Consider the following 24,848-nt stretch of genomic DNA (forward strand, 5'->3'; position numbering starts at 1 on the left):
ATAGGGCTTAGCGTACGATTTTTCCGAATTCTGCGGGGCACCCCATCTAAGCCAATTTGAGCGCGCATATCGGCCGGACTGAATCCACGGACTGTCGCGCTTCCTCGCCACCGCGGCAGCGCACCATCGGCTGATGTGGATCTACCCGTTCCGGGACGGCAACGGCCGCACCGGACGCCAGCTCACCGACCAGAACCTCAAAGCCACCGGCTTCGGTGGCTACGGGCTATGGTCCATGAATCGTGGCTTCGTGCGCAACACCACGGTGTATCACCGCATGCTCAATGCAGTTGACCACCCCTGCAAAGGCGATCAGGACGGACGGGGGATTCTGTAAGATAGCGGCCTTCTACGCTGGACTCGGTCCTTCACCGAGACCGCGCTGGATCAGGTGAAGCACTTCAACGCCCAGATGGATCCGAAAAGGTTCTGCGAGCGAATTGACTTCTATTTCGAGCTTCGCAGCCGTGACGCGCTTTCGGATAACATGGGCAATGCGCTGCCTGAGCTACGAATCGAAGCCCGGGAGGTTTAAAAAACACTGCTCTACATGGGTGACCAGCCAATACCGAACTGCGGGCCCGCCTAGGCGTAAGAGAGCGCAAAACACGCGGCCTGCTGAGCCAGATGGCTAAAGAGGGCTTGATCACCCTGGATGGCCGCAAACCGGTATCCCTGAACCTGTCGCGATACCCAATCAGTTTCTATTTCCCTACCTGTAGTGACCCTACTAGCTTAGAGCCTGCGGCGTATCTTCCACCGGGCTTCCCGTGGCTCATTTCCGGGCGAACGCTCCTCTTTTGCCGCTCCGCGCTTGATGTTAAGGCTGGGCTAACCTGAAATGTGACCCATAGACTGCTCGAGACCTGCACCGGGCGGTTTCAGTCAACAGCAAACAGGCAGAGACTGATGGCAACGTCGAAGGCGCAGCAAACGCTGCGCTAGTGCTAGGCGCTGTGTTTATGACGCCACAATAGGAGTATTTATGCCTCAGAGCGGAATCAGTAGGGTGCAGGTGCGACGAGCACGGGACGCATTGATAAAGCAGGGCAGGCATCCCAGCGTGGAAGCGGTTCGGGCGTACCTTGGCAATACCGGCTCCAACAGCACCATCTCCAGGTACCTCAAAGAGCTCAATGCGAAAGCTTCCGCCTCCTCTGCGACCAAGCTAGCTGCCGAACTGGATAGCCTAATGGGTGACCCACCGCACCTCTTGTCACAAGGCAGCGAAGGTCGATTCGCCGAAGAGCCCTCGGTGCGGCTTATGCAACAGCAGATTTACCGCCTCGAGCATATTCAGTATCAAGAGCAGTTAAGACAGCTCAAAGAGTCTGCGGTGATTTTGGCCGAACAGCTACAGGATGCTTTGGAGCGCAGTCAGAACCACTTGGTAGATGAACGTTCAGAGCAGATGCAAGGCTTAAGCGAGGGATTGGAGCAGTTGCAAGCCGCGTTGAGAGTGGCCCAGGCAGCACATGGGCGCCAGGGAACCGCTAGGCATTTACTCCGCGATCAGCAGCTTGGCGAATTAAAATCCACTTTCGACGAACTGCATGATCAACTGCGGGTCCAGCAACAGGCTCTCATCGACAGCCAAGCGCAAATTCGACTACTGTTGCTGGAGCGTGCAGGTCTGCGCGTAAGGCTGAGGGAACAGCTTCTGTTGGTCCGTCAACTTCGCCAAGATCTCCAACAGCGCGGATCACAGGTCAGCCAACTGCAACAGATGCTAGAACGGGTCATACCGGTCGCTATGGGCTGAGAAACAGCGGGTTTAGTTCGGGCGGAAGGATCATCCGCAGCAACAGCTGCCGGACGAGCAAGAAGAAGAACTCTTGATATTTGAAGAGAAGCACCACAAAAGCCAATACTGCCGGTAACCAGGCCAGCCATTGGAGAACCCGGAACGTGCGCCGCAGACTCCTGCCCTGCTGATCGACCTGGTCAATGGTCACCTGTAGCAGGGTTTGTAGTTTGGGCGGATAGGTCCGCAACTTGGCTTTGAACTCATCAAAGATCACGTTGAAACTGTGCAGCAGGCGCTCGGTCTGCAGTCGTTGGTTATGTAGGATCAAAAGCAGCACAGTGGTGACCACGCACAACCCAAGCAGAATGACCAATGATTCGAGCCTACTCTTCGCTGTATGCAGCGGGATCAGAGCGGCGAAGGAAATCGGCAATGCCAGCATCTTGCCGGCGATGTCACCCAACACACCACTGAGCTTGCTGCCGTAGTCCAGCTCCGCTTGCGCCACTTCCCGGCGAGCGCGGTCGAAGGAAAAGCGGTACACATAGGTTTGCAAGTTCGCGCGATAGGTGGCGAGCACCTCTCGCCATTCCCGCACCACTGCCAACAAACCCGGCTCCCCCTCATGTTTCTCAATGACGCTGGCCACTGCCATGCGGATCATCAGCTTTCGCTCACTGAGATGGGCCTTGCTTTCATTCTTTGAATGAAGGATTTCCTCCAGCAAACTTAGATGCGGCAAGGGATAGTCGGCGAGTGATGCCTCAACCCGAGTCGCTAAAAGAAAGGTTCGCGGTGGCTTGTCGCCGTCAGGGGGTAAGGCGAAAAATAAGTTGTAACCATCCGGATCACTGTCCCGGTCGACCCCTACAGCCAACTGAGCAAGGAGCTCAATCAGCCGGCACAACCGCTGTAGCTGCTGAATGACTGGCGGCAACCGGTCGTCGCAGTCCGCCCACTCCAGCGTCTGTATATATACGTTCCGTGGGAAACGACCTTTGCCCAGCGACCCGTTGCGCTGCACGAACTCGCGCACATCGGTGTAGAAACGGCCGTTTTCGTTGCCTGGTAGGCGGAAGTCGAAATCCAGGTCCCCCGGGTTGTCATCCACCAGTTCCAAGGTGCCGTATGCAGGCGGCAACTCAGCACAGGTGCCCAGGGCAGCTTCGATTGCCGCAGTGGCCGGACCTTGATAAGAGAACAGTCCGTCACGAATCTCCGGGGTGCCTACGGCCCGATAAAGCCCGACAACGAGAGCGAACATCAGCCGGCCCTGGCCTTGAGTTCTTTGTCGATGAGTGCGACCAACTCCGCGCTCAGGTTGGACAAGGTCAGTTTACGCTTCGCAAGGTCGTAGTAGACGTCTGCTGCAGGATCTTCGCCCAATGCGCCGCGGTCAAACTGCAGCACCCAGTTGCTGGCCTCGCCTTTGATACGGGTCTTTTGACGCAATGAGGTGGCGTTTACCGTGAAATCATCCGGCACCCTATTTTTTTCGTGATTGAGAAAGTCCTTGAGCCCAGCGATGTCTTCGACCAGCTCGGCTGGTACATGCTGGACCGCGACATGACAGATGGCGTCGAGACGAGCTGATTTGCCCTCCTCCAGTTGCTTCTGCAGGTAGCGAACGACCGCATCCTTCGCGCGATAGGCCAGCGCCTTCAACGTATTTTTGTTGCGAAAAAATTTATACACCTGGTCAATGGCGTTCTTGGTCGCGCGACCAGACGCAACACCTTTGGCACAGCCCAGCGCGACAATGAAGTAATCCGATGCCTGGCTGTCGCGCCCGCGACTAATGAAGCACAAGTAGGTGACGTCCAACTCATCGTCAACTTCGACGTGCCCGTCTGCCTGGCCCTGCGCCGCAGCCTGCTCAGCCGCGTGAATTACCATGAATCGGTCCACGTTTATTCGGGCGGCCTGCTGCACCTTGCTCAGGTCGATCTCCTGGATAGCCGTGGGCACGTAGTCTTTATCGAGCTGAATGGCACCACGTTCTTTCATGCTGGCTACCAGGAAAAAATTCTCGCCAGCCGAGGTGTATTGAGCGCAGAGAATATGCCCACCTGTTGACAGCACCTGCTTGGACGCCTGATCCACCAGTTCGTCCATGGCCAGGTGCGTCAAGTCAATGAAGCGCTGAGCCTCATCAGGTCCCGTGACAAATTCAGCAAAGCGATTCGGAAACGGCCCTTGGCGATCATCGGCGGCAAACTGGCCGTAGACGACGCTGTTACCTTCTTTGCCAATCAGACCGTTAATGCCCTCCACCAAAGACTGTAGCGCAGGGTTGTCCGGCTGAAGGATGACTTCTTTCTTCACGACCTCACCGACAAATTCGGTATGGGCCAACTTTTTGAAGCTGTGAATTACTGCGGTATTGAGGGCGAACATGGCCAACGTCCAATGTCATGACATCATTTTGAGATTGCAAAAATAGCAGTTCGCCCGTCGAAACACAGCACGTTTTTAGCCCTCCTACCGTGCTCACGTTTTGGCAAACAGAGGCAGCGCTGGCAGCTAGCAGCTTATGCGAAGCTGCCTGGCGCTGCGTTACTTGAGAAATCAGTAGTGAGAGCAGTGCCCAGGACATAAATGGCGGCTGAAGATCAGTCCCGCAAGCGTGCTCCCACCCGGGAGCGGCTGCCAATTGCACTCGGTACGCGTGAAAACAGTCTGCCGTTTGGCCTCTTGTTTGGCTGCGCAGGTGGGTGTCCTCATTTCAGTAGGCGTCGCGGTCGGGCATGACCGCGTGAGGTAGCTTCCCGTTACAGGCAGGAAGATAGTCGCCGCTGAAAGTCGAAATTTGGCAGCATCTCCCAGAGCCAGCGTCGAGCCAACGCCGGGGTTCTGCCTTTTCTCGAACCCAACCATTCGGTGGCTTCCTGCTGAGCAGCGTTCACCCACCTTTCCCAATGCGATGGGCTTACAGGCAAACAGCCCTGAAGGGCATCGGCCATCGACGTTTTGTTCAAAGGCAGATCGCGAATACACCGGTATAGGGGCACAGCAACCGGGCGAAATGGAGCGAATATTGAAGCTACCAGGACGTATGGAGAGAAAATCTTCATGAGCCACAACCGTTGGAAATGCAGTGAAGACTCTTCATTGCGAAGCAAAAGCACCATATCTTTGAGCCGCTCAGGGTCTGGCACACTTACCCAAGTCTGCATCGAACACTGGCTGAAGCTACGCATAGGATGTTCAATCCCAACGATGGAATCAAAGCATTGCTGGGTACTGGCAGGTGACCTATTGTCCTTGAGTGCCTCCCATAGCGGATCATTCCATACCGTCTCAAGCTTGGGAAACCTGTTCATCAAACTTTGACGCTCTGCGGGTGGTATGGCAGCCCCGAGTAACCGTCTGTGCCATCTATGGCTTTCGGCCTCGACATCCGAGATTTCCCCGCTAGATCCCATACGTAAACCTATTGCATATCCTTTATGGTCGCATGGGAGGCTATCTGCCAAGGTATGCACAAAAAGCATACTTCGCAACCGCTCGACCTGGCGGTTCACCTCTATAGCCCTACGCATCGACTACACCTACGCCTATGCCTACACCGGTATAAACGCCCACTTTAAGCAAATGATGAAAATGCGAAAACTTTTGCTGCACTCATTTCCTTAAAAATCAATTACTTAAAATTCTTACGTTGAGAAAAATGCGTCCTAGATATTCTAGATCGATGACGGATAATCAGCCATAGGAGCGTTCAGCTATCCGCCAATAGGCTGATACGACGACAAAGAGGTATGCAGGTATGAAAATCCCCATCGGTCTCCGCAAGCCGGAAGTATGTGGCTATTATGGTAAGCACCTGGTCTTTTTCCCTTCACGAAAAAATCATCAGTCGATAATTTGTAACAGTCTCGTGGAGTCTGACTACTGCATATTCCTAGAATGGGATCCAAAAGTACTTAAATATGCCAGCCAGCCTGGCGACCTTGAAGTATGCATAAACGGACGTCAGTCTGTTTACAGGCCGGATTTTTTCGTTGAGACCCGTGACTCCCAATATTTCTGCGAAGTGAAAAACGATTTCACACAGATTAGTGATCGAGTGAAAGCGAAAACTATGGCTGCAGAGAAACTGATCACTGAAATGGGCTACGGGATGGCATATGCGGACCGCTTAAGCATAAGAGCGGGCTGGAAATTCAAAAATCTGGCATTCTTATATTTCCAATCATTTAACGTTAGTGCAGCCGAGTGGGTTTCGAGCATCGACTGGCTTAACACATTGACCTTCCCTCTCCCTTGCCGCTATTTGCTGACCGCAGACTGTCCTGTCAGGAAACGGGCGATCTACTTAACATTATTTAAACAAATAGTGCACGTAGACCTGAGTCTGCCGCTCAATCTCGACTCTCTGATATCCGCACCTTCAGGAGTGGACCCGTTCAACGATAGAAGCATCCCCGCTTCATAAAGCCTAGGGGATTTCGAAAGCGCGACTGCAAGAAACATTATGAATGATAGGCATTCCAATGCCGCGTTATTCGAACACTTTGGAAACCTACCCTCTTTATTGGTCCAGCCAAAGCATTCAGCAACACTGCCCCGCGGGACAAGCCATGATAGACCCACGAATTGGTGCGCAATATAGGCTTGATGGACAGATCTATGAAGTCATCAGCATTACCGATGACGAAATAGCTATGTGCTCATTAATCCATAACTACCATCGGTTTATCGCGCCGATCGATTTTCAGTTGATGGCAGACCGTGGGCAGCTGACACTGCATCAGTGTGCACACTCACAAGTTTGCCGATTCAGCCGCCTCCCTTCTTTGAAAGAAAGCGAGCGGCAGCTTATGGAGTATCGCGAAATTTATGTAAAGGTATGCCTTAATGAGCTCGGAGGCCGACTACCCAAAAAACGCGCCTTACTTAAGTTCACAAAAACAGCCAAAAAATTTGGCCACACCAAGCCTCCCAGCCTCTCGGCGGTAAGAAAGTGGAAAGATCGCTACATTTCCGCGAACTGCAATCCTGAAGCTCTTCTTAGACAAAGAGCCTCGCCCCCCACCAGGCAATTTCACCCAGAAATGGAAGAGCTTATCAAACACTATTTAAAGACAGTATACCTGACTCCTGAGCGCCCCTCGCTGATGCATACCTACAAGCTATTCAAAGGCCATGTTAAAAATGAAAACTGCGAACGGGCACGCGTGAACCAGATAACTTTGAGTATACCATCTTATTATTCGATGCGTCGCAGAGCCCTAAAAATAGATAAATATCATGTAGTGGCTTGCAGATACGGTCCGAAAGAGGCCAATAGAAGAAATAGGGCGAGCGGCCATCTCTTCGTAGATAAAAATCCGTTTGCAGCCACCTATTTTGACTCCCATGACTTCGACTGTATGGTAATTGATGAACGCACAGGACTACGTGGTCGACCAGTTCTTTGCTGTCACCTCGTCCCTCCAGCACGCTATTTATCTGGTTGGGATATCGATTTCGGCGCACCCTGTGCTGAAAAAATGATGCGCGCCACCATCCAATCGATACTGAATCAAGGAAAACCTTGCTTGATCATCACCGATCACGGGCCTGAGATTCTTAATGTTTGGGCGCTGACCGCATTTGATATTCTGGGAATCAAGACAGATTACGTCCCGGTAGATGATGCTGATGCCAAGGCCATCATGGAGCGTTTTTTCAAAACAGTAAAGGATGAATTTTGTAACACCATACCAGGTTTTACTCACGGTTCCCCATCGGAAAGAGGGGACTATCCATCGGAAGAGCGGGCATGTTTGACCTTGACGCAGTTTCGCGAGGCGTTTGCGACGTGGCTAGTTGCTTACCACAATACAAAGCATAGCAGTCTAAATATGACGCCAAATGAGATGATGGCAAAACTTACAGCCAATGCTGCGCCTGCAGAGCATTATCTTCCAGAGGAACTTGAACAATTGTGCCTGAGTCAAAAAAGAAGAAAGCTCGATGGCGGCAGAGTCCATATGAACAATCTGCAATGGTCTGGAAAGGGTCTGAATGAAATACGCCAGCGTTTGAAAGCTTATCAAACTGCGATTGTATATTTCAATCCTTGTGACCTTGGCAAAGTTTGGGTAGCACACCCAGACACCCCAGATGACAGATGCCCTGCGGTGGCCACACGTCCTGAATATCAGAACGGCCTAACCTATACCGACCATTTGCTAGTCCTGGCCAAGCTCAAAAAAGAAGGCGTAGCATCATTTAATGGCGACATTGCCTGCGTTCAACTCCTTAAGCTTAAAGAATTTGTGGACGCCTGCAAAGCTGATAACGCGAAAAAAGGCTTGCTCCCCAAGAAAAACAAATCAAACAAAAAACAGCGAGATGGGAAAATGAAAAATAAAGTAAAAAATCCCACCATCAATCAACAATTCGCGCGAACCTCGTCAGACCTAACCAAACGAGAAAATTTAGACAGCGATGACTTTCCCACTTACCAGCTCCCGGAAGCCCCTTACAAAGATTATTTCAACAAAACCTAATAAGCCTTTGCACGTTTTAACCTAGGGCAGATAAATGGAGGCCTTTATGATGAGTCCAGATATTGCCAAAAAATTGCGTCACCTAAAATTCTTCACTGTCTGCCACCCCATGTACAACGAAGCGATGAAGGTACTGCAGCGGGCTGCAGAAGCCAGTTCCATTGGTGGAGAGGACACAGCTGCGGCTCTCTTTGGGCCCTCGGGAAGCGGTAAAACTCGTCTTTGCAATGACTTAATGCACCAGTTCTCCCAGGCTCACAAGGGTAAAAAGCCCGACGGCAGCTACTTCATAAAGCCCGTACTTTATTGTCGTGTACCAAGCGAAGCTACCGTCAAGGCGCTGACAAATAGACTACTGGAAACCATGAACGTGCAGATGGGCCGCCAATCGCAGGAATATCTGGAATACCAGCTTTTTCAAACGTTGAAGTCATGCGATACAAAACTACTTGTTCTGGACGAACTACCGCACCTCTTAAGAGGATTGACCGACAAAGCAGTTAAAAGCGCTGGCGACTGGCTCAAGAATTTGATTGATTTGTTCGATGGCACCCTTCTTATTACCGGAGAGCCCGACAGCGAATCGTACATTGACGAACGAGCGTGCGTGGGTGATCGATTTCCCTATAGGGCCTATCTCAAGCCATTCTCTATTTCTTCTGCAGAGGATCGAAATGACTTCGAGCGCTTGATTCGAGCTTTTGCCATAGAGATAGATTGCCAAATGAATCTCACAAAGGCGCCCTGCTTAGTCTCTGAGCACGAAATACTGGCACTCTACGCCTTGACAAATGGAAATATTCGTCGCCTAGCACGATTACTCTACGAAGCGTGTAAGTTGGCGCTGGAGCGCGGTGATGGTACGTTTAAAATCGACGACTTCAGCTTAGCAGCTAAACAGGCAAATTTCCTAAGTCGACTGACAAAGGCCGACGTCTTTACTGCCAGCCTAAAAGATTTACAAAACATCGTTTTCAACAACGACAACAAGAGATCATGATGGGCAGGCTACATTTCATACCCACGCCATATAAGGACGAAAGCGCCCTCTCGCTAATTTATCGATGCGCCAAAAATAACGGCTATCAAAATCTTGATAACTTTAGCTTCGCTTGCGGCGGGCTACACTTCTCTAGCCTTGGGTTAGCACAATTTTACGGTGGAATTGTTCACCGTATTCTGCGCAGCGACCCACTCGTAGACGCCGAACAGATGGAGGCTATCGATTCGGTATTCCCCAAGCAAGTCCGAATCGCTGGTGAAAACTATGCGCAATTCGAAAAAATTCGGGTACACCGTACATTATTACGCACACACTTGGCTCTGTGCCCTGAATGCATGAAAAGCGGCCATCTCAATGTAATGCACTCTTTTCTATTTTCTGAAGTATGCCCGATACACGGCCACATTTATATTAGCCATTGCCCTGGGTGCGGAAAGCTATTAGATTGGACTCACCTCAATAATTTTCACTGTCGTTGCTCTTATGACTTAAGGCAATCACCTCTAGACTTATCAGACGATAGCTGCAGCAAGCTGGTCTATGAAGCATTCGGCACTGGCGATCAATTATTTTTTGATCGATTGAAAGAGTGCATGATGGCTTCACAAGCACTACGCGCTGCCTCAGCGAACCGCTCTATTGCATTAGATGCATGCGCCCGCATGGCCAGCGGTAATAAATCAGCGTTTTTCAATGAAACTCGGAAAATTCAAAAGCGCTTTCCCTGCTTGCACAGAATGGCGATTTTAATTCCTTTCCTGCGCTGCAAGGATCAGACTATCCGAGACTTTTCTATAGAGTACTACTGCAACACCCTTCAAACCAAACCCAATAGCCATTGCAACAAATGCGAATGCAGTGACCTACCATTCACTCGCGCTGAACTCAAGATCATTTTGAAGCCCAACACCGGATTAAGCCATTGCATACCATCACCCAGAAAAGAGCCTTTGATTAAATCCCTGCGCTATTATAAATGCCCACCAATTTGCAAATTAGTAGCCAAAAACGATGACATAGAATGGGACGACGAAGATGCATTTGCCTATCCAGATGAAAAATTCACCCCTCTTTCCTACGAACAAGCAGCTGAAATTCTGGACTGCTCACCTCATGTCGTCACAAGCCTCATTAGGCATCACTACCTAAAGGGGAAAAAGATCCCGACGAAACTTGATTTTATTACTACCACGTCATGGCTCGAAGATTTCACCAACACCTATGCATTTCACTATGAAGCGATGACAAAAAATCTGACCAAAGCGGAGCGCGTCTTTCCACGAGTGCCCTCACCAAAAGCAGATATTGTTCACAAAGCCCCAACCCTTCACTTAAAAAAACATTTACCTCAAGATGTTAGGGACGAGATTGAACACAGGAGAAACACAAAACGCAAACCAAAACCGACTCCTGCCCGGCAGTGGCTTACAGCCGCTGCGACCGCGAGAAGGCTCAATCTACGCCTGAATGACATTTTGCAATTGAGGAAAATAGGCGTACTTGCAGAGCCGCAAGTAAGACTTGGCAAATACTGTAAAGAGTACGCTTACTCTATCGATGATGTTGAAAAAGCCCTGAATTGGCGAGTAAACCACATGACGCTAGACGAAGCAGCATCTTTCATCGGCTGCCATAAATTTTTAATTCAGAAACGATACATCGAAACTGGCTTCGTACCTTCTGTCAAGCTTTCACTCACCCTCCTTTCTCTCGAAAGTGTCGCAAAATGCGCCAGACACCATGAACTCTACACAACAATAGGCGGAATCACCAACGAGTTGGCGTTACCACAATGGTGGTTTGTGAATAAATTCATCACTCCGGGCATTTTGCACCCTCTTCCGCAGGATCATCCCGATGCAATCCCGAATCAATCGGTCCTAATTCGATCTGAGGCATTGAAACTCTTGAACGCCTATTTTACAAAAAGGGAAAATCCGGTCTTTTGTGTTTTTTACCAACCCGAATCAAATCGTGATAACGCATACCGCGTTCTCGACAAAGAGAAAGGTGAAGGTGAAGGTGAAGGTGAAGGTGAAGGTGAAGGTGAAGGTGAAGGTGAAGGTGAAGAGATTTAAGAGCGGTACGAACATATTATACAATCGCCGCTCCCCATGCAGAGCTTAAATAATACGCACTCGCGTAGAGCATTCTGACCGCCAGTTGACAAGCACTAGCCATAATGTGAGAAAGACAGTCCAAGTCGATGAATGCCCCCTATTTTCCCATCCTCCCTCCCCTCGCCTTCCCATATCGGCTGTTTGACCTACAGCTTAAACCGCTCAGCAGGCTATAGACATCCGCCCCTGCCTATTGGATAGGTTCCTCCGAAAAGGTGGTGTGGACGCAATGAAGCACGCCTCGGCCGTGCTACAAAATTTGTTAATAACAACCTGGACAAACCGGTCTGACCAGGCGAAAGTAAAAACCGCGTTTGGTTGAAAAAGCATCCTCGAAAGTGCGAAATGAGCGCAAAGAATAATCTTGAGACCATGCAACATTGAGCGCAAGTCACTGATTTTTCGATGTGCATGGTTGACGATTGTCCGCACCTTCAAGAACCCCTTGCAAAGCCGGAAAAACCGCGCTTACACTGCCCACGCACTGGACATACCGGTAAGACCACAATAATTAAGTCCTCCGCTCTTTCGCCCCCGTGGCATCGAAGCAGGGACACCGACCAGAGATCCCTCCCATGCTCAAATGGTGCTCGCGTTCGATCTTCCTCCAAGTGGTGTTGGGCCTTGTGCTAGGCATAGCCTGCGGCCTGAGCTTTCCTGAAGTTTCCCTGCAACTCAAACCCCTCGGTGACGGCTTCATCAAGCTGATCAAGATGTTGATCGGGCTGATCGTGTTTTGCGTGGTGGTCAGCGGCATCTCCGGCGCCGGCGACCTGAAGAAAGTCGGGCGCATCGGCCTGAAATCGGTGATCTACTTCGAAATCCTGACCACCATCGCCTTGGTGATCGGCCTGGTGTTCGCCTTTACCTCCGGCATCGGCAGCGGCGCCAACATTCACCTGGACCAATTGGCCAGCAGCGAAGCCAGCAACCTGGCCGAACGCGGCCAACACATCCACGGCACCGCCGCCTTCCTCATGGACCTGATCCCGACCTCGGTGATTGGAGCGTTTGCCGACAACAATATCCTCCAGGTCCTGCTGTTTTCGGTGCTGTTCGGCAGCGCCCTGAACCTGGTGGGTGAAGCGGCCTCGGGTATCTCGCGGCTGATCAACGAACTGAGCCATGTGATCTTCCGCATCATGGGCATGATTGTGCGCCTGGCGCCGATTGGCGTGTTCGGTGCCATCGCCTTCACCACCAGCAAATACGGCCTGGAATCGCTGCAGCACCTGGGCGGCCTGGTGGCCTTGTTCTACCTGACCTGCACCGGCTTCGTGCTGCTGATTCTGGGCACCGTGATGCGCCTGTCGGGGCTGAAGATCCTGCCCTTCATCAAGTACCTGCGCGAAGAGCTGACCATCGTCCTCGGCACCGCCTCCTCCGACGCCGTACTGCCGCAGATCATGCGCAAGCTTGAGCACCTGGGCGTGGGCAGCTCCACGGTCGGCCTGGTCATCCCCACGGGTTACTCGTTCAACCTCGACGGTTTCTCGATCTACCTGACCCTGGCTATCGTGTTCATCGCCAATGCCACCGGCACACCGCTGGCCATGACCGACCTGCTGACCATCCTGCTGGTGTCGCTGATTACCTCCAAAGGCGCCCACGGCATCCCCGGCTCCGCTCTGGTCATCCTGGCCGCAACCCTGACCGCCATCCCGGCGATACCGGTGGTCGGCCTGGTGCTGGTGCTGGCGGTGGACTGGTTCATGGGCATCGGCCGGGCGCTGACCAACCTGATCGGCAACTGCGTGGCTACCGTCGCCATTGGCCGCTGGGAAGGCGATATCGACATGGAGCGGGCCAACAATGTGCTGTCGGGTAAACAGGGCTTCGGCTTTGCCCAGCGCAAGACCCCGAACGCCCATCAACAAGAGTTCTGAGTAACATGGCCGGCAGCCCCACTGCCGGCCACAGGAGCAAACCATGCAAGTGTTCTCATGGAGTGAACAATGATTACTTCATCGACCGTCGTGAACTCGGTGGTAGAAAAACTCCGCCAGGCTCTGGCCCGTGGCCAGTGGCGCTCCGGCGACATGCTCCCGGGCCAGCGCGAACTGGCCGAGCAACTGGGCATCAGCCGCCCGAGCCTGCGTGAAGCGGTGACGGTGCTGGAAACCCTCGGCCTGGTGCGTTCGATGCCGGGCAAGGGCGTGCTGGTGCTTGATGCCGATACAGTACCAACCACCCTGCCCCAGAGCGGCGTCGCCGAGGCCAGCCTGGAAGACGTGCTGCAGCTGCGCTATACCCTCGAACCGTTCATTGTCGGCCTGGTGGCGCAGTCGATCAGCAGCAAGGAAATCGGCCAGCTGCGCCTGACCCTGATGGACATGCGCGAAGCCCTCGAGGCCCAAGACAGCGAAGCCGGCGTCAACGCCTACATCGCCTTTCACGAAGAGCTGTTCACCCTGACCGCCAACCCGATCTTCCAGAGCGTGGTGCAGCAGACCAGCAATGCCCTCAAGCAAAGCGCCGCAGTGCTGCGCAACTCGCCCGAGCATTTGGCGGCAAGGCTTGAAGAAAACGAAGCGGTGGTACGTGCCATCCGCAACAAGAACAGCGCCCAGGCCAGCGCGCAGATGCGCCACCACATCCTCCAGGAAGGCCTGCGCATGGGTATCGAACTGAACATCCCGGACGATCATCCGGGCAACTGACCCCAGGAGTGCGACCATGAACGCCAGCGCCCACGCCCATGCCACCGCCCTGCCGCCACTGCTCGCCCAGGGTGAACGCCGGTTGTCGGCCGAGCAGATCTACCCGCGGCTGTTCGATGCCATCCTCGAACAGCGCCTGGCCCCTGGCAGCGCCCTGACCGAGCAAGCCCTGGGCGATGCCTTCGGGGTCAGCCGCACGGTGATCCGCCGGGTACTTGGGCGCCTGTCCGACCAACAGGTCATCGTCCAGCGCCCCAGCCACACCGCACGCCTGGCCGCGCCCGACCCACAACATGCACGGCAGATCCTCAGCGCCCGGCGCCTGGCCGAAACCACCTTGATCAGCCTGGCGGCCAAGCGCTCACGGCCGGCCAAGATCCGCCAGTTGCGCGAGCTGGTGGCCCGTGAGCGCCAGCACCATGAACAGGGCCAGCGCTGCACGGCGATCCGCCTGGGTGGCGAGTTTCACCTCAAACTTGCGGAAATGGCCGACAACGTACCCTTGGCGCGTTTTCTCAATGGCCTGGTGCCGCAAACCTCGCTGATCATTGCCCAGTACGAAGCGCGGCCATGCAGTCATTGCGCCTGGCAGGAGCATGAGGCGATCATCGATGCGCTGGAGGACGGTGATGGCGAGGCGGCGTTGGCGTTGATGCATGAACATCTGGACCATATCGAAGCCAAGCTCGACCTGGAGGATTGACCGAAGGGCCTCATCGCCGGCAATGCCTCCACAGTGGGTTTGTCTACGCCGAACCTGTGGGAGCTGGCTTGCCTGCGATCGACCGCGAAGCGGTCGTAATCCAGACACCGCCTGATATGCTGGCTGTACTGGCCTCATCGCGGGTCAAGTCGCGTCGTCGCACTGCCGCCCCCACAGTGGATCTGGGTATGCCGGACATGTGGGGCTGGCCTTGCCAGCGCTCGCAATCCTGGCGACAGCTGTTGTCCGCCCGCTTTACCATGGGCCTCGATCGCCTTGGAGGGCACGCTGATGAACGAAAGGATCACCTCGGTTAAACCCAAGCCCGCTGCTGCACCTGCGCCGCAAATGACGCCTGAACAGCGCCACCAGGTGCGCGTGGCGATGTCCGATGCCTTCGTCGACACCCACATCGAGTTCCTCTGGATCGCCCGCCACCTGGTAGGGTTTGACCGCGAGCTGCTGAAAGAAATCTTCTACAGCGAAGTCGCCCCCGCCTGCTACGGCAACATCATGACGCCGGTACCGCCGATCTGGACCGGTTTCGACGAAACCTGGCTGCAGGAAGAGATCGAAGAAAGTCTCCAAGCACGCCGCGACAGCTGGTGGCGGCGCCAGATTGACCGCTTTCTGAATGCCACCTGGGTGTGGTTTTTCTGCAAGGAAATCTGGGCAGAGATCGTCGAGGCGCTGGATCAGGCCGAGGCCGAACAGCAGCCCGAGTGACGGCACCTATACTCAAATAACCACCGTGCTCGACCTTCCCTAACCACAGGGGGCTGCGATTTTATGCCGCGTTCCCCGCTTACCGTGCTGCTGCTCGCCTTGTTCCTGGTGCTGGCTGGCTGCGGCTCGCGGCAAAAGGTCAGCGAGCCACCGCCCATCCCGGTCAGTGCGGCGACCTGGCAGCAGATCGACCGCGACATCATCGACGCCTCGCTGGCCACCACCAGTTCGGTCAACGACTATGCCCGGCGCTCCATGCGGGTGTGGAAGGAGCGCGTGCAGCAGTACACCGAAAGCGACTTCATCCCCTGGTTCACCGGCTACTGGACCCAGCAATGGCTGACCATGAAAGTGGCCTGGTACAAGATGAACAGTGGCGAAGGCCGTGAAACACCGGAAAAACGCCTGGCCCTGTACCTGCAAGAGCAGTACCACGAGCGGGTGCTCGACCCGGTGGCCAAGGAAATCGACCCCGAAGCCATTCGCGACCGGGCCATGGAGTTGTATATCCAGCTGCTCGGCCAGCAACTGCAGCAGATCGCCCAGCGCTACCGCGCACCAACGGAGCAGTTCAACCTGCACCTGACACGCATCCAGGCCATTGGCCTCGGGCCGCCAGCCAACAACAACGCATCGCTGCATCAACTGCTGTTCAGCAAACCGCTGGAACAGCAGCCCGCCTATGCAGCCCTGGTCAAACGCCTGCACAGCGCCGTGCGCGCCGGCACCCAGCGCTCGGACATCGGCTTGTCATCGGTCGCCCAGCAAGCCAGCGAAAAACTCGGCGCCACCCTGGCGCCACGGGGTATTGCCAGCGCCGTGGCGGCGGCGGTCGGGCGCGCCGCGGGCACGGTGATTTCCCTGGCGGCGACCGGTATTGGGGTCGTGAGCCACAACCGCGAGCAACCGGCGATGATCGAACAACTGCGGGTGATCCTCAACGTGGCGCTGAACGAGGAGTGGCGCGATCTGATGGAGAATCGCAAGACCGGCGCCATGGCCGGCGTCTATTACCTGTCGGGGGAAATCGAAGACAGCCTGCTAGCCGCCGAAGGCCCCGAGCACGAGCCGCAGCCCGCCGCCCAAGTGATTACCCTGCCCGCCCAGTAAGGGTCTTGTTCATGCCGGCTGCGCCTGGGCCGAAATCGGCAGGCCAAAGATGCGGTCGAACAACCCGTTGTAGATGAAGGTGTAGCAAGGGATGAGAATGATAAAGGCCAGGTCCACCAGCACGGCTTCGACCAGGCTCATGTTCAGCCACCAGGCAATCAGCGGGATCAGGTACACCACCAACGTCAGCTGGAAACCGATGGCATGCGCCACCCGCCGGGCAACACTGCGCCCGCGCTTGGCCTGGCGGCTTTCCCAATACTCGAACAGGGTGTTGTAGATGAAGTTCCAGGCCATGGCGATGGTGGTGATCATCACCGCCAGCGGCCCGGTATTGCTCGGCGCGCTGTCGGCCAGGTAGGCCAGGCCCAGGGTCGACATGCACAGGCCGATCAGTTCATAGGCGGTCACGTAGACCAGTTTGCGTTTGACACCTTGCACGTTGCTAACCTCGGTTTTGCACTGAAACGCCGCCTTTTGGCACGGCTGAGGCGGGCAAGCATGCGTCAATCCTGTTGACAACCAAAGTCAACAGCTATCAGATTTACTGATAGGAGAGTGCCATGAATTTTTCCAGCGACAACATCGAACTGTTTCTCGCCGTGCTCGACCGCGGCTCGTTTTCGGCCGCCGCACGCGCTCTGGGCCGAGTGCCTTCAGCGGTGAGCATGGCCATCGGCAACCTTGAAGCGGAGCTCGGCTTCAGCCTGTTCGATCGCACTCACCGGGAAACCCGCCCCACCGCCATGGCCCAGGCGCTGGAGCCGCATGCGCGGATGATCGCCCATCAACTGGGGCAGTTGCAGGTGCACGCCCTGGAGTTGTCCCAAGGGCTGGAAAGCACCCTGAGCATCAGCGTGGTGCCGGACATCGAGCACAGGCACCTGCTGGCAGCGATCAGAACCCTCAGCGAGCGTCACCCGTTACTGAATGTCGAGGTGCTGACGGCCCCGCAGGAAGACGCCCTGCAACTGCTGCACGACGGTCGCGTCAGCCTGTGCCTGGCCTTTGCCGGGCTGGCAGTGGACGCCCGCCAGCGCTTTCAGAACATCGGCATGGAGTCGCTGGTGGCCTGCATCGGCCCGCAGCACCCGGCCCTGCAGCAGCGCCCGCGGCAGATCGTCTACCTCGAAGACCTGGCCAACGTGCGGCAGATCCTGGTGGCCAGCCGTGACCTGCCGCTGAGCGACACCCGCGCCCTGATCGGCAAGGCGCACTGGCGCACCGACAGCCTGGCCATGGCCATCGAGATGGTCGAAGCCGGCCTTGGCTGGGGCGACTTCCCGTTGTCTCGGGTGGCGCCTCTACTGGACGCCGGACGCCTGGTGCGCCTGGATTTCAGCAACACCCGCAACGAACTGCAGCTGCCGGTGCATGCCTTCTGGCGCCAGCATCAGCCGCTGCAAAAAGCTGCCCAGGAGCTGGTGCGTTTGCTCGGGGTGCAGTAAAGCGCCTGGCTGAAACACGCACGCCAGAGCAGGCTGTAGGAAAATCCTGTCAGCCCCTGCGGCAAAACTACCTATCAATTTTTCCGTTTCGCGGCCGATACCCGTCTGGATAGGTACGAGCACACGCCAAAAGCGCCGCTCGGCACTCCTCTTTACTGGCACAAGGTCTCGGAACATGAACCTGAAATTTCGCCACAAGATCCTGCTGTGCGCCTGCGGCGTCGTGGTTCTGGCATTTGCACTGTTCACCCTCTACAACGATTACCTGCAACGCAACACCATCCGACAGAACATCGACTCGTCGGTCAAACAGGCCGGCGCACTGGCCGCCAGCAGTGTGCAGAACTGGATGAGCGGACGCATTCTGGTCCTGGAAAACCTCGCCCAGGACGTCGCCCACCAAGGCGCCAATGCTGACTTCCCGGGGTTGGTCGACCAGCCATCGTTCACCAACAACTTCCAGTTCACCTACGTCGGCCAGTCCAACGGCGTGTTCACCCAGCGCCCGGACGCGAAAATGCCTGACGGCTACGACCCGCGCCAGCGTCCGTGGTACACCGCCGCCGTCGCCGCCAACCAGACCATGCTGACCCCGCCCTACATGGCCGCGGTCGGCGGCCTGGTGGTTACCATTGGCATGCCGGTGAAAAGCAAGGCCAACGGCGAGCTGCTCGGCGTGGTCGGCGGCGACCTGAGCCTGGCCACCCTGGTCGATATCATCAACGCCGTGGACTTCGGCGGTATTGGCCACGCGTTTTTGGTCGACCGTAACGGCCAGGTGATCGTCAGCCCGGACAAAGACCAGGTGATGAAGAACCTCAAGGACATCTACCCGGGCAGCAACCTGCATATCGCGCCAGGCACCCACGAGGTGACCCTGAACAAGCAGGAGCGGATCATCTCCTTCGCCCCGGTCAGCGGCCTGCCGACGGCTGACTGGTACATCGGCCTGTCGATCGACCGCGACAAAGCCTACGCCGGCCTCAGCCAGTTCCGTACCTCGGCGATCATCGCCATGCTCATTGCCGTGGCCGCCATTGCTGGCCTGCTGAGCCTGCTGATTCCGGTGCTGATGCGTCCGCTGACCACCATGGGCCGCGCCATGCAGGACATTGCCCAGGGCGAAGGCGACCTGACCCGCCGCCTGGTGGTGGAGAACAAGGACGAGTTCGGTGAACTGGCCGGTGCCTTCAACCAGTTCGTCGAGCGTATCCATGCCTCGATTGCCGAAGTGTCCTCGGCCACTCGCCAGGTCCATGACCTGTCCGAGCGGGTGATGAGCGCCTCCAATGCCTCGATCATCGGCTCTGAAGAGCAGAGCATGCGCACCAACAGCGTCGCCGCGGCAATCAACGAGCTGGGCGCCGCCACCCAGGAAATCGCCCGCAACGCCGCCGACGCCTCGCAACACGCCAGCGGTGCCAGCGAGCAGGCCAATGACGGTCGTCAGGTGGTGCAGGAAACCATTTCGGCGATGACCGCGCTGTCGCAGAAGATCAGCGAATCCTGCGAGCAGATCGAAACCCTCAATGCCAGCACCGATGACATCGGCCAGATCCTCGACGTGATCAAGGGCATCTCCCAGCAGACCAACCTGCTGGCGCTCAACGCCGCCATTGAAGCGGCCCGTGCCGGTGAAGCCGGGCGTGGTTTTGCCGTGGTTGCCGACGAGGTACGCAACCTGGCGCACCGCACCCAGGAGTCGGCCGAAGAGATCCACAAGATGATCACCACCCTGCAGGTCGGTTCGCGCGAGGCGGTACACAACATGAACGCCAGCCAGGTTTCCAGCGAAGAAAGCGTGCTGGTCGCCAACCAGGCCGGCGAGCGCCTGAGCAGCGTGACCCAGCGCATCGGCGAGATCGACGGCATGAACCAGTCGGTGGCCGCCGCCACCGAAGAGCAGACCGCCGTGGTCGAAAGCCTGAACCTGGACATCACCCAGATCAACGTGCTGAACCAGCAAGGCGTGGCCAACCTCAACGACACCCTGCGTCATTGCGATGCCCTGGCCCAGCAGGCCGGGCGCCTCAAGCAACTGGTCGACAGCTTCAAGATCTGACGCGTAAACAAGCAAGGGGCCGCTCAGGCCCCTTGCTTTTACACCTCCCGCTACACCGCCAGCACCCGCTTGGCCCGCCCCAGGCGCAACCAGCCGATCAAAACCGCCAGCATCAGCACGAAGCCCAGGTAGCCGAAGAACGGATAGACCTGGCCGACCAGGCTGATAAAGCCGATCAGGCTGCAGATAAATGCCGCCACCCCCGCCGCCACCGAGCCCAGGCGAAAACTGCGGGTACCTGCCGGCAACAGCCGCGCCAGGAACGAATACAACGTGCCCACCGCAGTGTTGACGATCATGCCGAAGATGATCACGCACATGATCACGCCCAAGGCCGGAGAGATTTCGCTGGCAATCGACAGCATCGGCATCGGCAGATCGGCGACGGTATCCAGGCGCGACAACAAGCCTGCGCTCATCACCAGCATCAGGCCGCCCAGGGCCGCACCGCCGAGAACCCCGCCCCAGATCGCAGTCTTCTCCAGGCGTGCCGAGCCACCGAGAATCGCCAGGATCGGCGCACCGGCGACAATGTTGTACGACACATACAGGAACGCGCCGAGCAGCCAGTGGCTGGTACCCGCCTGCTGCTGGCTGGCCACCTGATTCAGCGCGGCAAAGCTCAGCTCGCGGGTGAACACCGCGTACAAGGCGATGGCCGTGGCGATGAGGATCAGGAAGGGCGTGACCGCCCCGATCAGCAGGATCACCTTTTGCACATCCAGACACACCACCGCCACCACCAGCAGGGTCACCAGTACACTACCGGTCAGCGCCGGAATGGCGAACTGCTGTTCAAGCAATGCCCCACCGCCGGCAAGCATCACCACGGTGACCGCAAACATGAAGAAGGTGATCAGCAGGTCAACGAACAAGCCCAGGTAGCGCCCACAAATGGCATACACCACATCCTTGTGCGAGGCGGCCTGCAAGCGGTTGCCCAGCCCGGCCAGGGCCATGCCGAGAAAAGTGAACAAGGCCGCGCTGACCAGCGCCCCGAGCAGGCCCCAGAGGCCGAAGTCGACAAAGAACAGCAACAGCTCCCGCCCCGAGGCGAAACCCGCGCCGACGATCACGCCGATAAAGGCGCCTGCAATTTTCAGCTGCTCTTTCATTTTCAACCCTCTGGTATCGATGGCCCTGCCCGGGCCTTGTTGTTGTTTTTACCCAGTGTTGCTGTGGTGCCTCAGTCGTTGCCGATCCAGGCCTGTACTTCGATCTCGACATCCACGCCCAGGGCCAGGCCGGCACTGACGGTGGAGCGCACCGGGTAGCCGTTGGCGAAGACGCTTTTGTACACCTCGTTGAAACCAGCGAAATGGGCCATGTCGGACAGCCACACAGTGGCCTTGATCACCTGATCGAAACCGACGCCGCATTCGGCCAGGGTTTCGCCGATGCGTTCCAGAGCGGCCCGGGTCTGAACCTGAATGTCGCCACGCACCACTTCGCCGTCGGCGCGCATGGGGATCTGCCCGGAAAGGAACAGAAAGCCGCCGACCTTCACCGCCTTGGAGAACGGATACGGCAGGTGGCTGGGGATACGCTGGATAGTCGAGCTCATGGGAAATCTCCTTGGGGAGTTAACGAAAACGCGCCGGGGACAAGCGTTGCGGCTCGACCCCTTCGGCGCTCAAGGTTGCTGCAAGCGGCTGCTCAAGCAGCAGCGCGCACGCCAGTTGCGAAGCGCCAGCGGCGGACTGGATACCGTAACCACCCTGCGCCGCCAGCCAGAAAAACGCCGGATTCTGCGGGTCGTGGCCGATCACCAGGTCGCCGTCGGCGACGAACGAACGCAAGCCCGCCCAGGTATGGCTGGGGCGGCGAATCGCCAGGGTGGTGATGGCTTCAATGTTGTAGATGCCGATGGCCACGTCGAGCTCTTCGGGCATCACGTCCTGGGGCTCGACCGGGTCGGCGTTGGCCGGCGAGCCGAGCAACTGCCCGGCGTCGGGTTTGAAATAGAAACTCTCATCGACGCCGATCACTGCGGGCCAGCGACTGAAGTCCTGGTCTTGCGGGCCTTCGAAGGTAAAGGCCGAGCGTCGGCATGGCTGCAGGCCGACGGGTTGGATACCACAGACCGCCGCGACGTGGTCGGCCCAGGCGCCCGCGGCGTTGACCAGTTGGCGCGCCTGAATACGACTGCCATCGGCCAGGCTCAACTGCCAGTGACCCTCGTGGTAGCCGCCTTCAACCACCTCGGCATTGCAACGCAACTGGCCACCGGCCTGGCGGTAACCGCGCAGGAACCCCTGGTGCAGCGCATGCACATCCAGGTCCATGGCACCGGGCTCCAGCACTGCTCCGGCCAATACCTCGGCACGCAGGCTCGGCACCAGCGCCAACGCCGCGTCACGGTCGAGCAAGGTGACGTCGGTGCCGTTGGCCAGGCTTTGCGCATAGGTGCTGTCGAGCAGTGCCTGCTGCTCCAGCGTTGCCACATACAGGCAACCACGCGGCTCGAGCAACGCATGCTCACAGAAGCCCGGTGGCGGCGACGCATAGAATGCACGGCTGGCGCGGGTCAGCGCCTGGATCTGCGGCGTGCCGTAGGCCTCCATGAACATCGCTGCCGAGCGACCGGTGGCGTGATAACCAGCCTGGGCTTCGCGTTCAAGCATCAGCACCTGCCGCCCTTGCGCCAGGCGATAACCCAGCGATGCGCCAGCAATACCGGCGCCGATGATTACGATGTCGAAGGTCTCTGTCATAGCCATGCACTCGCTTGCGAGGTGTAATTATCATTTGTGAGAATTCTAATATATGAGAATTTCGGATTATGCAAGCGGCCACGGTAAGATGCGGGTCCGTTTTGTCTGACCGAGATGCTTGATGAGTGCCGACCGCTCCCCTGCCGACGACCGCCCTGGTGCGCTGCCACTGATTGACCGCGCCGAAGTCGGAGCGCGCCTGCGTAGCGTGCGCAAGGCCCAGCAACTGACGCTCAAGCAACTGTCGGCGCTGTCCGGGGTACCGGTGTCGACCCTGTCGAAAATGGAACTGGCCCAGGTCTCGGTGAGCTACGAGAAACTGGCGGCGGCGGCGCGGGCACTGAAGGTTGATATCGCCCAGCTGTTTCGCGCTTCAGGCGTGAGCGATATGCCGGTGCCGACCACGGTGGTGGTCAACTCCCTGCCCACAGCGCCCGGCTACAGCACTGGGACCTACGACTACCACCCGATCGCCGGGGAATTTCCCGAGCGGCTGATGACGCCAATGTATGCGCGGATCATCGCCCGCGAGCGGCAACAGTTCGATGAATTCATCCGCCACCCGGGGCAGGAATTTGCCCTGGTGCTCAGCGGGCGCGTGCGGATTGTGTTTGAAACCGGTGAAGCCGTGAGTATCGGCCCGCAGGAGACGGCGTACTTCAACAGCAATGTCGGGCATATTTATCTTTCCGAGACGGAAGATGGCGGGGATGCGCATGTGATGGTGGTGATGACGGATCGGTAACAGCGTTGTCTGTAACACCGCATCGCGGGTCAAGCCCGCTCCCACAGCGCCACGCGCTCAGCAAGAGCGAAGCGAATTGTGCTCTTGATCTTGATCTACCGGCCCCGTTAACCAGAAGGGCCGAGTGGAGGTGTTGCGAAGGGGCTAGTGCGCAGCACCTTCGGCGTTAGCCGAAGTTGCGAAACGTAGAGTTGCTTGCAACTCGTAGTTCGCAATGCCCCGTAGCAACACCGTAGCGAGGGAACCCGAAGCGCAGCGTAGGGCCCCTGGTGGGGCAAGCCCTTTGGTTACTTTGGGGCGACTGCCAAAGTAACCCGCCGTAAGGGCGGAAAGGTGACTCCGCGCCACCATCACAACCGGATAAGCCCCTCCTCTCACAGCCACCACCGGTTATAACCTAATAACGAACTAGTCTATTTGGCTATAAAAAAACCTTTATGCTGGCTGCCATCCGATCACGGGCACGTTGGGCGTTTAGGTTACTTATGGATGTAGGTTCTTTCGGTTTTACCATTGCAGGCCTGGTAGTAGGTTTCATCGTCGGCATGACCGGCGTCGGCGGCGGCTCCCTGATGACCCCGATCCTGCTGTGGTTCGGTATCAACCCCGCCACCGCCGTAGGCACCGACCTGCTTTACGCCGCCATCACCAAAGCCAGCGGCGTCTGGGTCCACGGCAAAAACAACAATATCGACTGGAAAATCACCGGCTGGCTGACCCTCGGCAGCGTCCCGGCCGCGGCCCTGACCCTGTGGTTCCTCGCCAGCCTCGATGCCGACACCCAGGCCGCCAACACCATCATCAAGCAAGGCCTGGCCGTGGTGCTGGTGCTGACCGCCCTGGCCATCCTGTTCAAAAGCAAACTCCAGGCATTCGCCAGCAAACACGCCGGCGACCGCTATCACCTGAGCGGTACCAGCCTCAACCTGCTGACCGTAGTCACCGGTGTGATGCTCGGCGTCATGGTTTCGCTGACGTCCATCGGCGCTGGCGCCCTGGGTACCGTGGCGCTGTTCCTGCTCTACCCCTACCTGGTCACCCGCCGCCTGGTCGGCACCGAAATCGCCCACGCCGTGCCGCTGACCCTGGTCGCCGGCCTGGGCCATGCAAGCATGGGCAACATGGACTGGTCGCTGCTTGGCTACCTGCTGCTGGGCTCGCTGCCGGGCATCTACATGGGCAGCCACCTGACCGGACGGATTTCTGACAGCATCCTGCGCCCGTGCCTGGCAGGCATGCTGCTGATGATCGGCTACAAACTGGCGTTCTGAGTGTGTCGCTTGATCTACGAGTGCTACGCACTCGATCGC

At 57.0% G+C, this 24,848-nt stretch carries 20 protein-coding genes and 2 pseudogenes; 16 read left to right on the forward strand and 6 right to left on the reverse strand.

What is annotated here, in order from left to right; genetic code table 11:
* Window positions 1-43: 43 nt before the first annotated feature.
* Together KHO53_RS25830 and KHO53_RS01615 are read left to right on the forward strand one after the other, a co-directional pair.
* A pseudogene (locus KHO53_RS25830) lies at window positions 44-717 on the forward strand (Fic family protein); the annotation flags it as partial.
* A 268-nt stretch (window positions 718-985) separates the two neighbouring features.
* Complete coding sequence (locus KHO53_RS01615) at window positions 986-1,762, forward strand: DNA-binding protein (protein ID WP_213569902.1); 777 nt, start codon at window positions 986-988, stop codon at window positions 1,760-1,762.
* Here KHO53_RS01615 and KHO53_RS01620 read toward each other — a convergent pair.
* Both KHO53_RS01620 and KHO53_RS01625 read right to left on the reverse strand, forming a co-directional pair.
* Window positions 1,752-3,011 (reverse strand): hypothetical protein, encoded by a 1,260-nt coding sequence (locus KHO53_RS01620; RefSeq protein WP_213569903.1) that lies wholly within the window; start codon window positions 3,009-3,011, stop codon window positions 1,752-1,754. The two genes, KHO53_RS01615 and KHO53_RS01620, sit on opposite strands and share 11 nt — an antisense overlap.
* The gene (locus KHO53_RS01625) at window positions 3,011-4,144 is read right to left on the reverse strand and encodes a nucleoid-associated protein (protein WP_213569904.1); all 1,134 of its coding nucleotides are present in this window, start codon (window positions 4,142-4,144) and stop codon (window positions 3,011-3,013) included. The genes KHO53_RS01620 and KHO53_RS01625 overlap by 1 nt, the downstream gene beginning before the upstream one ends.
* Window positions 4,145-5,516: 1,372 nt before the next feature.
* On the opposite strand from KHO53_RS01625, the gene KHO53_RS01630 reads away from it, so the two are divergent.
* From KHO53_RS01630 to KHO53_RS01670, 9 genes are all read left to right on the forward strand, one after another.
* The gene (locus KHO53_RS01630) at window positions 5,517-6,185 is read left to right on the forward strand and encodes a TnsA endonuclease N-terminal domain-containing protein (protein ID WP_213569905.1); all 669 of its coding nucleotides are present in this window, start codon (window positions 5,517-5,519) and stop codon (window positions 6,183-6,185) included.
* Between the two features lie 43 nt (window positions 6,186-6,228).
* Window positions 6,229-8,247 carry a DNA-binding domain-containing protein gene (locus KHO53_RS01635; RefSeq protein ID WP_213569906.1) on the forward strand — a complete coding sequence of 673 codons (2,019 nt, stop codon included), beginning with the start codon at window positions 6,229-6,231 and terminating at the stop codon, window positions 8,245-8,247.
* A gap of 46 nt (window positions 8,248-8,293) precedes the next feature.
* A complete protein-coding gene (locus KHO53_RS01640; RefSeq protein WP_213569907.1) occupies window positions 8,294-9,247 on the forward strand; it encodes a TniB family NTP-binding protein in 954 nt (317 codons plus the stop codon).
* The gene (locus KHO53_RS01645; RefSeq protein ID WP_213569908.1) at window positions 9,247-11,328 is read left to right on the forward strand and encodes a TniQ family protein; all 2,082 of its coding nucleotides are present in this window, start codon (window positions 9,247-9,249) and stop codon (window positions 11,326-11,328) included. Before KHO53_RS01640 ends, KHO53_RS01645 begins: the two co-directional genes overlap by 1 nt.
* Window positions 11,329-11,945: 617 nt before the next feature.
* Complete coding sequence (locus KHO53_RS01650) at window positions 11,946-13,256, forward strand: C4-dicarboxylate transporter DctA (RefSeq protein WP_010227031.1); 1,311 nt, start codon at window positions 11,946-11,948, stop codon at window positions 13,254-13,256.
* Between the two features lie 69 nt (window positions 13,257-13,325).
* Window positions 13,326-14,030 (forward strand): FadR/GntR family transcriptional regulator, encoded by a 705-nt coding sequence (locus tag KHO53_RS01655; protein WP_010227033.1) that lies wholly within the window; start codon window positions 13,326-13,328, stop codon window positions 14,028-14,030.
* 16 nt (window positions 14,031-14,046) lie between these two features.
* Window positions 14,047-14,733, forward strand: coding sequence for a GntR family transcriptional regulator (locus tag KHO53_RS01660; protein WP_213569909.1), 687 nt, complete (start codon window positions 14,047-14,049; stop codon window positions 14,731-14,733).
* Window positions 14,734-15,024: 291 nt separating this feature from the next.
* On the forward strand, window positions 15,025-15,459 hold the full coding sequence (locus tag KHO53_RS01665) for a DUF7079 family protein (protein ID WP_213569910.1): 435 nt from the start codon (window positions 15,025-15,027) through the stop codon (window positions 15,457-15,459).
* Window positions 15,460-15,522: 63 nt separating this feature from the next.
* A complete protein-coding gene (locus KHO53_RS01670) occupies window positions 15,523-16,569 on the forward strand; it encodes a hypothetical protein (protein WP_010227038.1) in 1,047 nt (348 codons plus the stop codon).
* Window positions 16,570-16,578: 9 nt separating this feature from the next.
* Here KHO53_RS01670 and KHO53_RS01675 read toward each other — a convergent pair whose 3' ends face one another.
* On the reverse strand, window positions 16,579-17,010 hold the full coding sequence (locus KHO53_RS01675; protein WP_010227041.1) for a PACE efflux transporter: 432 nt from the start codon (window positions 17,008-17,010) through the stop codon (window positions 16,579-16,581).
* Between the two features lie 122 nt (window positions 17,011-17,132).
* On the opposite strand from KHO53_RS01675, the gene KHO53_RS01680 reads away from it, so the two are divergent.
* The 3 genes and pseudogenes from KHO53_RS01680 to KHO53_RS25890 all read left to right on the forward strand — a co-directional run bounded on the left by KHO53_RS01680 (window position 17,133) and on the right by KHO53_RS25890 (window position 20,079).
* Window positions 17,133-18,017 carry a LysR family transcriptional regulator gene (locus KHO53_RS01680; protein WP_010227043.1) on the forward strand — a complete coding sequence of 295 codons (885 nt, stop codon included), beginning with the start codon at window positions 17,133-17,135 and terminating at the stop codon, window positions 18,015-18,017.
* A 175-nt stretch (window positions 18,018-18,192) separates the two neighbouring features.
* A pseudogene (locus KHO53_RS25885) lies at window positions 18,193-19,176 on the forward strand (cache domain-containing protein); the annotation flags it as partial.
* Between the two features lie 162 nt (window positions 19,177-19,338).
* On the forward strand, window positions 19,339-20,079 hold the full coding sequence (locus KHO53_RS25890; protein ID WP_374045279.1) for a methyl-accepting chemotaxis protein: 741 nt from the start codon (window positions 19,339-19,341) through the stop codon (window positions 20,077-20,079).
* 50 nt (window positions 20,080-20,129) lie between these two features.
* Here KHO53_RS25890 and KHO53_RS01690 read toward each other — a convergent pair whose 3' ends face one another.
* The 3 genes from KHO53_RS01690 to KHO53_RS01700 form a co-directional block, all read right to left on the reverse strand.
* Window positions 20,130-21,194, reverse strand: a complete 1,065-nt coding sequence (locus KHO53_RS01690; RefSeq protein WP_159388949.1) for a YkvI family membrane protein — start codon at window positions 21,192-21,194, stop codon at window positions 20,130-20,132.
* 71 nt (window positions 21,195-21,265) lie between these two features.
* Window positions 21,266-21,643, reverse strand: coding sequence for a RidA family protein (locus KHO53_RS01695; protein WP_036996391.1), 378 nt, complete (start codon window positions 21,641-21,643; stop codon window positions 21,266-21,268).
* Between the two features lie 19 nt (window positions 21,644-21,662).
* Window positions 21,663-22,793, reverse strand: coding sequence for an NAD(P)/FAD-dependent oxidoreductase (locus tag KHO53_RS01700; protein ID WP_010227047.1), 1,131 nt, complete (start codon window positions 22,791-22,793; stop codon window positions 21,663-21,665).
* 121 nt (window positions 22,794-22,914) lie between these two features.
* Here KHO53_RS01700 and KHO53_RS01705 point away from each other — a divergent pair, with 121 nt between their 5' ends.
* Together KHO53_RS01705 and KHO53_RS01710 are read left to right on the forward strand one after the other, a co-directional pair.
* Window positions 22,915-23,538, forward strand: coding sequence for a helix-turn-helix domain-containing protein (locus KHO53_RS01705; RefSeq protein WP_010227048.1), 624 nt, complete (start codon window positions 22,915-22,917; stop codon window positions 23,536-23,538).
* Window positions 23,539-24,023: 485 nt separating this feature from the next.
* Window positions 24,024-24,809: a sulfite exporter TauE/SafE family protein gene (locus tag KHO53_RS01710; protein WP_010227049.1), complete on the forward strand. Its 786-nt coding sequence runs from the start codon at window positions 24,024-24,026 to the stop codon at window positions 24,807-24,809.
* The last annotated feature ends 39 nt before the right edge of the window (window positions 24,810-24,848 follow it).

The organism is Pseudomonas sp. RC2C2 (genome assembly GCF_018390435.1).
GTDB lineage: Bacteria > Pseudomonadota > Gammaproteobacteria > Pseudomonadales > Pseudomonadaceae > Aquipseudomonas > Aquipseudomonas donghuensis.

Bases quoted from the DNA above. Each gene is read 5' to 3' on its own strand.
- KHO53_RS01615 (WP_213569902.1), top strand. From the start codon at position 986: ATGCCTCAGAGCGGAATCAGTAGGGTGCAGGTGCGACGAGCACGGGAC.
- KHO53_RS01620 (WP_213569903.1), bottom strand. From the start codon at position 3,011: ATGTTCGCTCTCGTTGTCGGGCTTTATCGGGCCGTAGGCACCCCGGAG.
- KHO53_RS01625 (WP_213569904.1), bottom strand. From the start codon at position 4,144: ATGTTCGCCCTCAATACCGCAGTAATTCACAGCTTCAAAAAGTTGGCC.
- KHO53_RS01630 (WP_213569905.1), top strand. From the start codon at position 5,517: ATGAAAATCCCCATCGGTCTCCGCAAGCCGGAAGTATGTGGCTATTAT.
- KHO53_RS01635 (WP_213569906.1), top strand. From the start codon at position 6,229: ATGATAGGCATTCCAATGCCGCGTTATTCGAACACTTTGGAAACCTAC.
- KHO53_RS01640 (WP_213569907.1), top strand. From the start codon at position 8,294: ATGATGAGTCCAGATATTGCCAAAAAATTGCGTCACCTAAAATTCTTC.
- KHO53_RS01645 (WP_213569908.1), top strand. From the start codon at position 9,247: ATGGGCAGGCTACATTTCATACCCACGCCATATAAGGACGAAAGCGCC.
- KHO53_RS01650 (WP_010227031.1), top strand. From the start codon at position 11,946: ATGCTCAAATGGTGCTCGCGTTCGATCTTCCTCCAAGTGGTGTTGGGC.
- KHO53_RS01655 (WP_010227033.1), top strand. From the start codon at position 13,326: ATGATTACTTCATCGACCGTCGTGAACTCGGTGGTAGAAAAACTCCGC.
- KHO53_RS01660 (WP_213569909.1), top strand. From the start codon at position 14,047: ATGAACGCCAGCGCCCACGCCCATGCCACCGCCCTGCCGCCACTGCTC.
- KHO53_RS01665 (WP_213569910.1), top strand. From the start codon at position 15,025: ATGAACGAAAGGATCACCTCGGTTAAACCCAAGCCCGCTGCTGCACCT.
- KHO53_RS01670 (WP_010227038.1), top strand. From the start codon at position 15,523: ATGCCGCGTTCCCCGCTTACCGTGCTGCTGCTCGCCTTGTTCCTGGTG.
- KHO53_RS01680 (WP_010227043.1), top strand. From the start codon at position 17,133: ATGAATTTTTCCAGCGACAACATCGAACTGTTTCTCGCCGTGCTCGAC.
- KHO53_RS25890 (WP_374045279.1), top strand. From the start codon at position 19,339: ATGCGCACCAACAGCGTCGCCGCGGCAATCAACGAGCTGGGCGCCGCC.
- KHO53_RS01690 (WP_159388949.1), bottom strand. From the start codon at position 21,194: ATGAAAGAGCAGCTGAAAATTGCAGGCGCCTTTATCGGCGTGATCGTC.
- KHO53_RS01695 (WP_036996391.1), bottom strand. From the start codon at position 21,643: ATGAGCTCGACTATCCAGCGTATCCCCAGCCACCTGCCGTATCCGTTC.
- KHO53_RS01700 (WP_010227047.1), bottom strand. From the start codon at position 22,793: ATGACAGAGACCTTCGACATCGTAATCATCGGCGCCGGTATTGCTGGC.
- KHO53_RS01705 (WP_010227048.1), top strand. From the start codon at position 22,915: ATGAGTGCCGACCGCTCCCCTGCCGACGACCGCCCTGGTGCGCTGCCA.
- KHO53_RS01710 (WP_010227049.1), top strand. From the start codon at position 24,024: ATGGATGTAGGTTCTTTCGGTTTTACCATTGCAGGCCTGGTAGTAGGT.